At 70.4% G+C, this 13,099-nt stretch carries 11 protein-coding genes and 1 pseudogene; 6 read left to right on the forward strand and 6 right to left on the reverse strand.

Translation table 11 applies throughout. The features are described 5' to 3' along the window. Nucleotides 1–284: 284 nt before the first annotated feature. From ABZ354_RS11130 to ABZ354_RS11145, 4 genes and pseudogenes are all read left to right on the forward strand, one after another. Complete coding sequence (locus ABZ354_RS11130; RefSeq protein ID WP_358655293.1) at nucleotides 285–1,646, forward strand: NAD(P)-binding domain-containing protein; 1,362 nt, start codon at nucleotides 285–287, stop codon at nucleotides 1,644–1,646. Between the two features lie 106 nt (nucleotides 1,647–1,752). Further along, the gene (locus ABZ354_RS11135; RefSeq protein ID WP_358655294.1) at nucleotides 1,753–2,061 is read left to right on the forward strand and encodes a metalloregulator ArsR/SmtB family transcription factor; all 309 of its coding nucleotides are present in this window, start codon (nucleotides 1,753–1,755) and stop codon (nucleotides 2,059–2,061) included. Then, entirely contained in the window at nucleotides 2,058–3,167 is a 1,110-nt protein-coding gene (gene arsB, locus ABZ354_RS11140) for an ACR3 family arsenite efflux transporter (RefSeq protein WP_358655295.1), read from the forward strand. Before ABZ354_RS11135 ends, arsB begins: the two co-directional genes overlap by 4 nt. A gap of 306 nt (nucleotides 3,168–3,473) precedes the next feature. Then, nucleotides 3,474–3,728: pseudogene (locus ABZ354_RS11145) on the forward strand (pyridine nucleotide-disulfide oxidoreductase); the annotation flags it as partial. A gap of 127 nt (nucleotides 3,729–3,855) precedes the next feature. Here ABZ354_RS11145 and ABZ354_RS11150 read toward each other — a convergent pair. From ABZ354_RS11150 to ABZ354_RS11175, 6 genes are all read right to left on the reverse strand, one after another. Further along, nucleotides 3,856–4,518: an HD domain-containing protein gene (locus ABZ354_RS11150; protein ID WP_358655296.1), complete on the reverse strand. Its 663-nt coding sequence runs from the start codon at nucleotides 4,516–4,518 to the stop codon at nucleotides 3,856–3,858. Between the two features lie 52 nt (nucleotides 4,519–4,570). Continuing rightward, a complete protein-coding gene (locus tag ABZ354_RS11155) occupies nucleotides 4,571–5,512 on the reverse strand; it encodes a nucleoside hydrolase (RefSeq protein WP_358655297.1) in 942 nt (313 codons plus the stop codon). 176 nt (nucleotides 5,513–5,688) lie between these two features. Continuing rightward, nucleotides 5,689–6,849: a cytochrome P450 gene (locus ABZ354_RS11160; protein WP_358655299.1), complete on the reverse strand. Its 1,161-nt coding sequence runs from the start codon at nucleotides 6,847–6,849 to the stop codon at nucleotides 5,689–5,691. Then, entirely contained in the window at nucleotides 6,842–7,471 is a 630-nt protein-coding gene (locus ABZ354_RS11165) for an MOSC domain-containing protein (protein ID WP_358655301.1), read from the reverse strand. Before ABZ354_RS11165 ends, ABZ354_RS11160 begins: the two co-directional genes overlap by 8 nt. A 372-nt stretch (nucleotides 7,472–7,843) precedes the next feature. Then, nucleotides 7,844–8,560, reverse strand: a complete 717-nt coding sequence (locus ABZ354_RS11170; protein WP_358655303.1) for a class I SAM-dependent methyltransferase — start codon at nucleotides 8,558–8,560, stop codon at nucleotides 7,844–7,846. A 1,150-nt stretch (nucleotides 8,561–9,710) separates the two neighbouring features. Next, the gene (locus ABZ354_RS11175) at nucleotides 9,711–10,076 is read right to left on the reverse strand and encodes a metalloregulator ArsR/SmtB family transcription factor (protein WP_358655305.1); all 366 of its coding nucleotides are present in this window, start codon (nucleotides 10,074–10,076) and stop codon (nucleotides 9,711–9,713) included. A 266-nt stretch (nucleotides 10,077–10,342) separates the two neighbouring features. Between ABZ354_RS11175 and ABZ354_RS11180 the strand changes: the two genes are divergently transcribed. Together ABZ354_RS11180 and ABZ354_RS11185 are read left to right on the forward strand one after the other, a co-directional pair. After that, nucleotides 10,343–11,731 (forward strand): NAD(P)-binding domain-containing protein, encoded by a 1,389-nt coding sequence (locus tag ABZ354_RS11180; RefSeq protein ID WP_358655307.1) that lies wholly within the window; start codon nucleotides 10,343–10,345, stop codon nucleotides 11,729–11,731. After that, nucleotides 11,728–12,960 carry an MFS transporter gene (locus ABZ354_RS11185; protein WP_358655309.1) on the forward strand — a complete coding sequence of 411 codons (1,233 nt, stop codon included), beginning with the start codon at nucleotides 11,728–11,730 and terminating at the stop codon, nucleotides 12,958–12,960. Before ABZ354_RS11180 ends, ABZ354_RS11185 begins: the two co-directional genes overlap by 4 nt. Nucleotides 12,961–13,099 lie beyond the last annotated feature (139 nt).

Genomic DNA, 13,099 nt, shown 5'->3' on the forward strand with positions numbered 1-13,099 from the left:
CGGTGGGGTGATGACCGGTCATGTCGCGTGCGCGGTTCATCCTGGGATGAGACGTGGGGTCGCGGGCGTACGGGGTCGGGGTGCGCCCTGCCGTCGTCCGTGAGGTGCCGGACGGGCGGCCGGCAGGAGCCGTCCGGGCGGGTTCGAGTGGCGCCCGCGGAACGCTTATTCGATCATTCTCTATGTTGACACCCCTCGATGCGCGAGGCAGGCTGTGTACAGAATAGATGCTTGTCGAATCAGTGTGCTGCGGATGCCCCCGCCGACCGAGAGGGACAGAATCGATGACCCCCACCGACATCCCCCGACTCCCCGTAGTAGTCATCGGCGCCGGCCCCGTGGGCCTGGCCGCCGCAGCACACCTCGTGGATCGCGGCCTGCCCGCCGTCGTCCTCGAGACCGGCCGAGAGGCCGGAGCTGCCGTACGCGACTGGGCCCACGTACAGCTGTTCTCCACGTGGGACGAAGTCATCGACCCCGCCGCCGAGAAGCTCCTCGCGGCGAACGGGTGGCAGCGGCCCGACGGGGCGGCGTACCCCACCGGTGGCGACTGGGCCACGTCGTACCTCCAGCCCCTTGCCGATGCGCTCGGCGACCGGGTGAGGTTCGGGACGACCGTCACCGGTGTGTCCCGGGCGGGCCGGGACCGCACGGTGGACTCCGGCCGAGACGGGCAGCCGTTCACCGTCCACGCCGTGACCGCTGACGGGACCGAACTCCGGCACCTCGCGCGCGCCGTCATCGACGCCTCCGGCACGTGGTCGCAGCCCGGCCCCGCCGGCGGAAACGGACTGCGCGCCGTAGGCGAGCGCGCCCACGCCGACCGCATCGCCTACCGGGTGCCGGACCTTCGCCGGCCCGAGACCCGCAGCCGCTACGCCGGCAGGCGGATCGCCGTTGTCGGCAGCGGCGCCTCCGCTTTCACCGCGCTCGTGGGACTCGCCGATCTCGCCAAGACCGAACCCGGCACCCGCATCCTGTGGATCCTGCGCCGCGGCGTCGGCTCCTCCACCTACGGCGGTGGCGCCGGCGACCAGCTGCCCGCTCGGGGCGCCCTCGGCCTCGCGGCCAAGGCCGCCGTCGAAGCCGGCCACGCCCAAGTCGTCACCGGATTCCGCATCGCCGAAATCGAGGCGGACACCAACGGCACGCTCACCCTGGTCGCGGAGGACGGCACGCGCACCGAGCCCGTCGACGACGTCATCACCCTCACCGGCTTCCGGCCGGACCTGTCGTTCCTCGGCGAACTGCGGCTCGACCTGGACCCGCGGCTCCAGGCCCCCGTCGAACTGGCCCCCCTGATCGACCCCAACGTCCACTCCTGCGGCACGGTCTACCCGCACGGCGCCAAGGAACTGTCCCACAGCGAGAAGGACGTCTACCTCGCCGGGATGAAGTCCTACGGCCGCGCCCCCACGTTCCTCGCGATGACCGGGTACGAGCAGGTGCGCTCGATCGCGGCGGCCCTCGCCGGCGATCACGAGGCGGCCGCACGCGTCGAGCTGACGCTGCCCGAAACGGGGGTGTGCGGTGGCTCCGGCCTCTTTGACGCACCCGTGGAGGAGACGGGTGGTAGCTGCTGCGGTGCACCGGAAACCCTGCAGATCGAAACCGTGGGGATCTCCGGCCGCCCCACCGCCGGCTGAGGGTTGCCGGACATCGGGAGGCCTTACGTGTCTCATCGCGGCATCAGGCGCGACTGAGATCAGCAGTCGATGGTGTCAGTCGGCACTGATGTGCAATGGTCGGTCCATGATGACGACGGTCGACATAGATCTGATCCGGGCTCTGGCCGACCCGCTCAGGCTGCACATCGTGACCCTGCTCGCCCGCGAGACGCTGTGCGCCACCCACTTGATCGACGAGACCGGCGCCAAGCAGACCAACCTCTCCAACCACCTGAGAGTGCTGCGCGAGGCAGGCGTGGTCGGTACGGAGCCGTGCGGGCGGTTCACCTACTACAAGCTCAAGCCCGACGTCATCGCCTCCCTCGCCGGCCACTTCGCCGAACTGGCCGAGTCCGCCCGTCATGCCGCCGAGAACAAGAGGGCCTGTCCGTGACCCGCACCGAAGCTCCCGCGACCGACGACGAGTCCTCAGTCGTCGGGAAGCTGTCGACGCTCGACCGCTTCCTCGCTGTCTGGATCCTCGCCACCATGGCCCTCGGACTCGCCATGGGCCGCGCCGTCCCCGGCCTCGACGACGCCCTCGCCGAGGTCGAGGTGGGCGGCATCTCCCTGCCGATCGCCGTCGGCCTGCTCGTCATGATGTACCCGGTCCTGGCCAAGGTGCGCTACGACAGGCTCGACGCCGTCACCGGCGACAGGAAGCTGATGGTGTCGTCCCTGGTCATCAACTGGCTGATCGGCCCCGCGGTGATGTTCGCGCTGGCCTGGATCTTCCTTGCGGACCTGCCCGAGTACCGCACCGGCCTGATCATCGTCGGCCTGGCCCGGTGCATCGCCATGGTCGTCATCTGGAACGATCTCGCCCGCGGCGACCGCGACGCCGCAGCCGTCCTGGTCGCCCTCAACTCCGTCTTCCAGGTCCTGGCGTTCGGCCTGCTGGGCTGGCTCTACCTCGACCTGCTGCCCGGCTGGCTCGGCCTGGGCGACGGCGAACACCTCGACATCTCCATGCCGGAGATCGCCCTCAACGTCGTCATCTTCCTCGGTGTCCCGCTGCTGGCCGGCTTCCTCACCCGCCGCCTGGGCGAGAAGAAGCTGGGCCGTGAGTCCTACGAGGCGACGTTCCTGCCGATGATCGGCCCGTGGGCCCTGTACGGCCTGCTCTTCACGATCGTCACCCTCTTCGCCCTGCAGGGGAGGACGATCACCTCGCAACCGCTGGACGTCGCCCGCATCGCGCTTCCGCTGCTGGTGTACTTCGCCCTGATGTGGTTCGGCGCGTTCGCCCTGGGCAAGGCGATCGGCCTGCCCTACGACCGCACGGCCACCCTCGCCTTCACCGCGGCGGGCAACAACTTCGAGCTGGCCATCGCGGTCGCCATCGCCACCTTCGGTGTCACCTCCGGCCAGGCCCTGTCCGGCGTGGTCGGACCGCTGATCGAGGTCCCGGTCCTGGTCGCGCTGGTGCACGTCTCCCTGGCCCGGGGCCGGACGTTCACTCCCGCCCAGCAGCTGACGGCCGAACCGAAGGAGAGCTGATGCACTGCTGCGACAGCCGCACGCGGGCAGCGACCGGCACGGCGGCCGGGATCGTCCTCCCTGCCGCGTACCGGACCCCGGCCCCCTGGACGCGACGCGCACCGTGCGCGGCGGCGCGGACAGCATGACGCGGCGAGCCGATGTGATCGTGATCGGCGGCGGCCAGGCCGGACCGCCGCCGGCTACCACCTGCGCCGCCGGGCCCTGGACGTCGTCATCCTCGGCGCCCAGGCGCAGGAGGGCGGTGCCTGGCAACACGCCTGGACTCCTCGCACTCAGTGCCCGGACGGGAGGACTTCTCCGGACGCCGACGGGACGTCAACCCACGCGGACGCGGTGATCTGGTGCACGGGCTTTCGGCCCGTGCTGTCCCACCTGGCCCCGCCGGGTCTGCGCGGGAACGGCGGACGCCTTGCCACCGAGGGCACGCGCGCCCCGGGTGAGCCACGGCTGTACCTGCTCGGCTACGGCGACTGGACCGGCCCCGCTTCGGCCACCCTGACCGGGGTCGGACGCCCGGCCCGGGAGGCCGCCGCGCAGATCGCGGATCTCCTGTCCTGACCGGGGACGCCCGGCCCGTGCGGCCTGATGGCGCAGCCGGGGCAGGACGAGGACCACCACGCCTCACCGCGCACAGCACATGGTCTGCGGGCAGGCGTTGGGCTACCGGCGTGCCCGGATGCCGTCGTCAGGAGTCGTTCTTCAGCCAGCCTTCGCGTACTCCGAAGGCGAACAGTTTCTCCGTCAGGTCCCACAGCTGGGGCGAGCCGTCGGCGATGAGGGACGTACGCTGCCTCAACCGCTCCTCGGTCACCCCGGGGGCCCGCCACGTACCCCCCGCGTTGCCGACGTTCAGCAGCAGGGGTTGCAGCCGGTCCATGGCCTTGGCGAACTTGGCCTCGGCGGTCGTCAGCGACTCGAATTCGTCCCACAGGGCGCGGAAGTGTGCGCCCTGGTCGCTCGGCAGGAGGGCGAACAACTTGCCCGCCGCGACCGCCTCGCGTTCGTGCTGGTCGGCCTTTGCCGCGTCGTCGAAGAGGCAGGTGTCACCGGCGTAGATCTCGACGAGGTCGTGGATCAGGACGAGTTTCAGTGTCCGCTCGATGTCGATCCGTTCGGCGGCGTACTCCGCGAGCACGAGCACCATCAGCGCCAGGTGCCAGGAGTGCTCGGCATCGTTCTCGCGGCGGTCGACGGCGAGGAGGGGACTCAGCCGCAGTACGGTTTTGAGACGGTCGATCTCGGCGATGAACTCCAGTTGCCGTACCAGTCGTGACGGCAGATCGGGAGAGATGCCTGTGACGTCGAGTAACTCGTCCCGGGTCCCGGAACCGGGGTGAACTGCTTCCACTGCTCCTCCTGAGGTGGCTTTGCGGCAGTCGGGCGGTGCGGCCCCGCGACCGTCAGATGCGAAGAAGGTCCAGCAGCCTCGGACGGTCGAGTTCCTGCACGATCGTGACCGGGGGCCGGTCCGAGCGGAGGTCCCGCCAGTCGACGGCGGTGACCCCGTGCCCCGCGCTTCCCGGACCGTATCCCACGTAAACCCGGTGCTGTGCCGACTTGGTGACGACGGAGGGGTCCATGGCGACGGCCATCGCCAGGGGGTCGGCCCGCCAGTACGCCGACCGCTTCCCGTACCCGGGGTCGGTCAGGTAGCGGTTGCCCACCAGTTGGTGCAGGCTCGTGGCCGCGGGGGAGTCGCCGGTGAAGAAGGAGTCGAAGTCCTCCCGGGCGAAGGCGTGGTCCATGGTCGCCTCCCAGGTGAGCAGCGTGATGTCCGGGAAGTGGGCCAACACCAGGTCCGCCGCCGCCGGATCGGCTCCGAAGTTGAATTCCGAGTTGAGCGTCAGGTTGCCTCTGCCGTACACGGCACCGCCCATCACCACGACGCGGCCCAGCAGTCGCGGCAGCTCCGGTTCCAGGCGCAGGGCGAGGGCGATGTTGGTGAGCGGGCCGAGGGCGACGAGCGTGATCGTTCCCGGATCCCGACGAGCAGCCTCCACCAGCGCGAGGGCTGCGGGCAGGGCCTTCTCCTCGACCTCGGTGACGGGCCATCTCGTCATCTCGCCGAGTCCGTCCGCCCCGTGGATGTCGGCGGCACCGACCCGCTCACCGGCCAGGGGACCGGCGGCGCCCCGGTAGAGGGGGACGCGGGCCGCCTCCTCCCCGAAAGCGCCGAGGAGCCACCGCGCGTTGGTGGTCACGGCGTCGATGCCGACATTGCCCGCGACGGTGCAGATCGCGCACACCCGGACGGCGGGCCGCTTCGGGGACGGGGTGAGAGCCATGGCGAGGGCGTGGGCGTCGTCCAGTCCGGGATCAGTGTCGATGATCAACGTGCTCAACACGGGCTCCAAGGTGGGAAGGAGGCGGGCATGCCCGTGCCGTGTGGCCCGCTTCACCGCGGGAGGACGAGGCCTGCCGTGTTGGCGGCGGCGGACGGCCGCCAACACGGTCCCGGCGTCACGGGCAGGGGAAAACGGGTGGATGTGGTGCCGGGTACGCTCGGCCGCCGTCCTGTTCAGACGGCGGGCACGAGTGATCCCCTGAGCTTCCGGTAGCGCAGGGCGGGCAGTTCGGGTTCCCGCTCGACGTGCTCCGCGTCGAAGACGACCTGCGCCTTCTTCAACGAGGTCAGCAGCGCCTCCACGACGGTCCGCGCGAGGAGGGCTCCCGGGCAGTAGTGCTTGCCGGCTCCGAAGCTCAGAGCACGGGCTGCGTTTTCACGGGCCCGGATCTCCAAGGGGTCCGGGTATTCCGCGGGGTCGAGGTTCGCCGTTCCCAGGCAGAGGTTGATCCGGTCGTCGGCCTCCAGCCGATACGGACCGACCGACATCGATTGACGCGCGTAGCGGGTCGCGAAGCGAAAGGGCGTTGCCAGGCGGAACACCTCCTCGCGCAGGACAGTCACGGACAGGTCGAGCAGCACCTGCGCCCCTACGCGCTCTCCCACGACGCACAGGGCCGTGGTGGTGGGGTCGTAGGCTCCGGTGATCATTTGGGTCAGGAACGCCGTCGCCGGCTCGGGGCCGTAGGCCGGGTCGTCCCACACCTTCCCCAACTTCGCCACGAACGGCGTCGGTGGATCGTTGCGGGCCGCCTCCAGCCAGGACCGGAGTTCCTCGACCGCCTCCAGCGCGTGGTCGATGAGGGCGATGTCGAGGTGGGCCGCGGCGAGTTCGTCCATGACGGCCCCACTCAGCCGGATCAGCCGGGCGGCGTCCGCCCGTCCGACGAGGGTGGCGATCAACTCCCGTCCCGTCGGGCGGGCCACCTCCTCCAACCAGTCGAAGCTCTTGCCGACGGGTGTGGCGAGACGCGTCTCGAACAGCTCGGTGCAGGCGGCGACCAGTTCCGGTGTCACGGTGCCGCGCAGGAGTCGGACCACGGTGCGGCGCGCCCGTTGATGGTACTCGGAGTCGGAGAACACCGGCCAGTGCGAGAGGAACCGTTTCAACTCTGTCCTCCGCGCGGCGTCCCGCTCCGACAGACCGGCCAGTCTGCGATCGGCGGACCGCTGCGACCAGACGTCGCCGCTGGTCAGTAATCGCCGCACATCCGCGGCACGCAGCGCGTAGGGACCGCCGTTCTCGGCCACCGCCTGGTAGGGGCAGCCCTGTACCGCATCGGCCAACGCCGCGAAGGGATCGCGAGCACTGTAGTCCCCGAAGACGTCAAGCATGGGAGCCGTCTATGCTCGGGGCCCCTGGCGGGGACGCGGCCGCCTGTTCCTTCGGGGACTGCGCTGTCGCCCCGGACCGGGTCCGGTTCGACACGTGGAACATCATGGCGGTGCGGTCCCAGCCGGGCTCGTTGTCCGCCATGTCGATGATGCGCCGCAGCACATCCTGTTCATCCAGGATCGCTCCCACCGACTCGGCCACCGTGATGTGCCGGGAGGGACGCCAGACGCGCTCCACGCGATCTCCCGGGTAGATCCGGCCCTCTGTGAGAACGCGCAGGTACGCGCCGGGGCGACGGGCGGCGTTGAAACGTTTCGCCCAGCCCTGCTGAGTCATCCAGCCGCCGAACGTCCCGCAGGCCATGCGCGGCGCCATGACCTGCAACAGGACTTCGCCGACCTGCCACTTCTCCGCGAGGACGGAGCCGTTGACGTCGAAACCGACAAAGTCCAGGTTTTCTCCGAACATGCCGTTGCGCAGCGGCACCTGGAGCTGGTCGGACCACCAGTCCAGATCCTCCCGCGCATACGCGTAGACGGCCTGCATTTCTCCGCCATGGAAATCCGCGGCCTGCTCGTCGCCTTCCAGTCCCAATTTGCCGACCGCGATACCGTCGGACACCGGGAGCTTTTTGATCGCCGACTTCTTTCGTCGCGCGAAATCAGATGGAACACATGGACCAGTATTGATCGAAACAATGCACCCCATACCGAAAAGCTAACATCGCGGATGAGATCGGTCAATGGTTCCCGCTTGTCCAGTCGGAAGGGAATTGCAATCACGAGTCGATTGCCGTCGCATGTGGCCGGTTCAAGGAACGCGAAAAAAACAGCCTCGGCCTTTCCGGGCTGTTCGCGAATACATGAATGTGCTTTTCGGCGACGACGTGCCGCGCAATGCCGGTCCACCTGTGGAGTCGGCCGACGGCGTACAGGGAGTACCCGTCGGCCGACCTTGTCAGGTGTCACTGAACGGCGGGAAAACCAGCCCGGTCTATCGGGCGCCCTTCGCCCGTGCTACGACGAAGAACGCGGGAACGTTGACATGCCGTTCACCGGACTTGACGGTCCCCTGGTAGTCGATGGGCGCCGTGGAGAGGATCTCGAAACCGGCCGCCTCCAGCTCACGCTGAAGCGTCCCCTCCTCCCGGACCGCCGGGAGCGGGACACGGTCGAAGACGAAGCCGAACTTCTTCGCCGGCTCGCCGTCGCTCCCCAGCTGTCCGACGATGAAATCCCGGCTGGCAGGGGCGAGTTCGTAGAAGAACGCTCCGCCGCTGCTGCCGGCCAGGTGGGCCAATGACGTGGTGGCGAGCTTGAGTTCGTCCGGAGTGAAGGCGTGCAGCACCGTCCGTACGTACAGGCTCGCGTCCCCGATGCGGTCGTGCAGCGCCGCGGCCTGTTCGGGCTTGAGCAGGTCGAGCTGCTCGTACACGACGCCTGGAGCACTGTGTTGCTCCCGGGCGCGCTCCACGGCGCTCGGTGCCACGTCCACACCGATGACCCGGTCGAAGTGCTGTCCGATGGCCGCGGTCTGAGAGCCGTCGCCGCAGCCGACGTCGATGACGGGCAGCGCGGGATCGAGCACGCTGCCGAACAGATGGAGGTGCGCATGGGCGACGTAGGTGGGGTCCACATCCCAGGGTGAGGTCCCCAACCCCTGGGGAAGGTCGGTCCAGAAACGGTCCCACATGGTCTCGAAACGACTCACTTGTCTCCCTCTCGATGTGCGGTGACTGCATACGGGAAGGTGCCCCGCGTCTCCGCCGGAACAGGGAGGCGTGGGGCAGGTCGAGCCTTGGAGCAGTGAACATGCCGGCGGCCCGCGCCGCCCCGGGCGGGACGGGCACGACACCGGAGGAACCTCGTCGCCCGACGGATCGGACGACCGGAGCGCCGGCGGGCTGGAGCATCCTCGAGGAGTCCGATGCCGCCGGTGCACGCAACGGCGGCATCAGCTTCCGGGGAACGCCGGCCCGGCGGCTGATGTGGTTCTTGCACCTGTCGGATGGCTCAGCGCGGGTGACGGTCCCGCCTCCGGACACGAAGACAGGTGCGACCGAACCCGGCCTTTCCTTCAGCGAATCCCGCGAGCAACCACGGTGTTCGCCGTGAACGACGTACTGGGTACCGCCAGGAAGAACGAAAGCATCCGCATGAGTGTAACTGTCCATCTCGTGGAACGCATCGACGCCGCCCCATCGGAATGCAAGCAGTCTCAAATCCGTCTGATCATTTTCGTACTCGCCGGCCTTGCGGGCCCCAATGGGTACGGGTCGCAGTGGAAGGTGTCCCCGCCCGAGGCGCAATGGCCGGCGAGGGCCGGGAAGCGAGTGCGCCCGCCGCTCGCACGTGAGAATGGCCTCTGCACGGGGTCGCCCGCGCGGCGGTGGCACCGGTTTTTCCCGACGTCCGGGACCTGCGGGTCAGGGGGACGGCGGTAGACCCGACGGGACGTCGCTTTCGGCCAAGATCTCCTCTACTTGCGAGGCTTTTGGCAGCGTGCTTGCGCTTTCGGTAATCATCATCCCTTTTATGGTCCGGGGTGGGTCGCGGAGAGGCGGAGAGGCGACGGCACGCTGTGGGTGGGATATGACGTTCCGCGTAGCGGCCGATTGTCTCCTTTGTGGAGAAGCGCCGGGCGCAGCCCGAATCGATCCTCCTGTCCGGCCCGGCGCTGCCCGTATTCAGGGGCGATCACCCGGCGGCCGGCAGGCCGACGCTTCGAAGGAGAAAAGCACCACGGGAGGCCGAGGGGCGGTGGTGTCGGCGGCGGCTCAACCCCCGGGCCGGACCGTTCCGGGGCCGACTCGCCCGCTGACGGGAAGGAAAGCCGGGCGGTGCCCTGTGCCGGTGAGCGGTCAGGTGCGCAGGTCGAGCATGGCGGACATCGCGGCGACCACGGACGGGGCCACCCGGTAGTAGACCCAGGTCCCGCGACGCCGTGCAGTGAGCAGTCCGGCCTCGCGCAGCTTCTTCAGGTGGTGGGAGACGGTCGGCTGGGACACGCCGACGTCGGAGATGTCGCACACGCACGCCTCACCGCCCTCGCACGAGGCGACCTTGGAGAACAGCCGCAGCCGCACCGGGTCGGACAGAGCCTTGAACATCGCGGCCATCTTCTCCGCGTCGGCCCGCGACAGTTCTCCGGCGGTGATCGGCGGGCAGCACGGCACCCCGGCCCCGGGGTCCAGGACGGGCCGCTCGACCGCCTCTGACTTCGACATATGTCTATGTTGACACCCGTCAATGCGAGTGGCAAGCTTCAGATATAGACAAGTATCAAAACAGCGAGTCGCCGTGGGACGTCGTCCGGTCCGCTCTCATCGCCGCCCGTGGATCGCCCGGCAGCCCGCCGCACCCTCGCCACCTCGACCGGGGTCGGTTTCTGCGACAGCGGTACACAGATGTGCGACGCCTCCCGCGGGGCCACGGCCCGCACTGCCCACCGCCCGCTGAGACGAGCCCCCATCTACTCAGGGAGTCGACCACCATGAGCCGGCAGCAGCTCCCCGTCGTCGTCATCGGAGCCGGCCCCGTCGGCCTGGCAGCAGCCGCCCATCTGGCCGCGCGCGGCATCGAGCTCCGGGTCCTGGAAACCGGACCGGCCGCCGCCTCCGCGGTGCGCGAGTGGAGCCACGTGCGCCTGTTCTCCACGTGGGGCGAGCTCACCGACCCGGCTGCCGAAAAACTGCTCGCCCCCACCGGCTGGACCGCGCCGGACGCCACTCGCCACCCCACCGGCGGCGCGTGGGCCGAGCAGTACCTGCAGCCGCTGGCCGACGCTCTCGGCGACCGCATCCGCTACAACACACGCGTCACCGGCGTCTCCCGTACCGGACGCGACCGCACCGTCGACGCCGACCGCGAAACCCAGCCCTTCGTCCTGCACCTCACCACCGCCGACGGCCGCGAGGAGCGCATGCTCGCGCGCGCCGTCATCGACGCCTCCGGCACCTGGACCACACCGAACCCGGCCGGGGCCGACGGCCTGCCCGCCCGGGGAGAAACAGCCGCCGCCGACCACCTCACCCACCGCGTGCCCGACCTCAGGGACCCGGCTGTGCGCGCCCGCTACGCCGGCAGGCGCACCGCCGTCATCGGCACCGGCGCCTCCGCCTTCACCGCACTCGCCACCCTCGCCGACATCGCCGAGGCCGAGCCCGGCACCCACGCGGTGTGGGTGCTGCGGCGCGGCCTCGGCGGCGCCACGTTCGGCGGCGGCGAAGCCGACCAGCTCCCCGCACGCGGCGCCCTGGGCCTGGCCGCGAAGGCCGCGGTCGACAACGGTTACGCCGAGGCCGTCACCGGTTTCCGCACCGGGGCGATCGAGCGTGACACCGACGGACGGCTGGTCCTCGTCGGCGAGGACGGCCGACGCCTCGACCCCGTCGACGAAGTCATCGTGCTCACCGGCTTCCGGCCGGACCACTCCCTTCTCTCCGAGATCCGTCTCCGACTGGACGAGCGCCTCCAGGCGCCCGTCGAGCTGGCCCCCCTCATCGACCCCAACCAGCACTCCTGCGGCACCGTCCCGCCGCACGGCCACCGCGAGCTGTCCCACCCGGAACCGGGCGTGTACCTGGTCGGTATGAAGTCCTACGGACGAGCCCCCTCCTTCCTCGCCATGACCGGATACGAGCAGGTCCGCTCCGTCGCCGCCGCCATCGCCGGGGACACCGAGTCCGCCGACCGCGTCGAACTCACCCTCCCCGAAACCGGGGTGTGCGGCGGCGCCGGCCTCTTCGACGACCCGGCGGGCGCGCAGGCAGACGGGGGCGGGTGCTGCGCCCCGGCGCCCGCGCTCGTCCCGCTCGGTGCCGGGGTGCCCGCCGCCGTGGTCGCCGAGGACGCGTCCACGGGCGGCCGCTGCGACTCGTGACCACCCTCGGCACACCGGGACACGGGGCCACGGCCGGAACGGGGGACCGGTCGCGGCCCCGCGCCGCGCTGCCCGCCCTCTGCCTCACCCAGGTCACCGGCTGGGGCATCGTCTACTACGCCTTCCCCGTACTGAACCCGCAGATCACCCACGCCACCGGCTGGCCGGCCGGGGCGACCACGGCCGCCTTCTCCGCCGCCCTGCTCGTCTCGGCCATCGCCGGGATACGCGTCGGGCGCATCATCGACCACCGCGGGCCGCGCACCGTGATGACCGCCGGCTCCGTCCTCGGCGTGCTGAGCATCCTCATCATCGCCACCGCCCCGAACCCGCCCGTCTTCGCCGGCGGCTGGCTCCTCGCCGGACTCTCGATGGCCACCACCTTCTACCAGCCTGCCTTCGTCGCGCTCACCCGCTGGTGGGCCCCCGACCACATCCGCGCCCTCACCGTCGTCACCCTCGCCGGCGGGCTCGCCTCCACCGTCTTCGCGCCCGTGACCGCGGTCCTGGCCGCCCACCTGTCCTGGCGTGCGACGTACGCCGTGCTCGCCCTCGTACTCGCTGTGGTGACCGTCCCCGCCCACGCCTTCGCCCTCGACGCGCCCTGGCCCACAGCGCCACCCGCTCCCGCCCACGTCACCCGCGGCGCGGACAAGGCGGCCCGCAGCCGCCCGTTCTGGATGCTGGCCGCGGCTCTGACCCTCTCCGCGTTCGCCGTCTCCGCCGTCGTCGTCGCACTCGTGCCCCTGCTCGTCGAACGCGGCTACTCCACCACTGAAGCCGCCTGGGCCCTCGGTCTCGGCGGAGCCGGACAGACCCTCGGCCGCACCCTGTACGCCACCCTCGCCCGCCGCACCGGGCCGACGGGCCGCACGGTCGCACTGGTCGCGCTCGGATCCCTCACCACGGCGACTCTTGCTCTCGTCCCGGGTCCGTACGGTGTGCTGGCAGCCCTGTCCGTCGCGGCCGGGACGGTCCGCGGGAACCTCACCCTGCTGCAGGCCACCGCGGTCACCGACCGCTGGGGTGCCACCCACTACGGTCGGCTGTCCGGACTCCTCGCCGCACCCACGACCGCCGCATCCGCGCTCGCCCCGTTCGCCGGCGCCGCACTGGCCGCACCACTGGGCGGCTACCCTCGCCTGTTCGGACTGCTTGCCCTCATGTCCGCGCTGGCCGCCCTGGTCGCCCTCGGCACCGGATCACGCCGCACACCGCCCGAGTGGTAGGGCTGCGAACCCCCGCCCAGCCACGCGACTCGGCAACGGGCCAGGCCGTCGGCCAGGTGCACCACCCTGCTCGCCGGACTCGACGCGGCGGGCGAACTCCCTGGTCTCGGGTCTGCCGGGACGGCCTCCGCATCGCGCG

The organism is Streptomyces sp. NPDC005925 (genome assembly GCF_040638805.1).
In the GTDB taxonomy this organism is placed as follows: domain Bacteria; phylum Actinomycetota; class Actinomycetes; order Streptomycetales; family Streptomycetaceae; genus Streptomyces.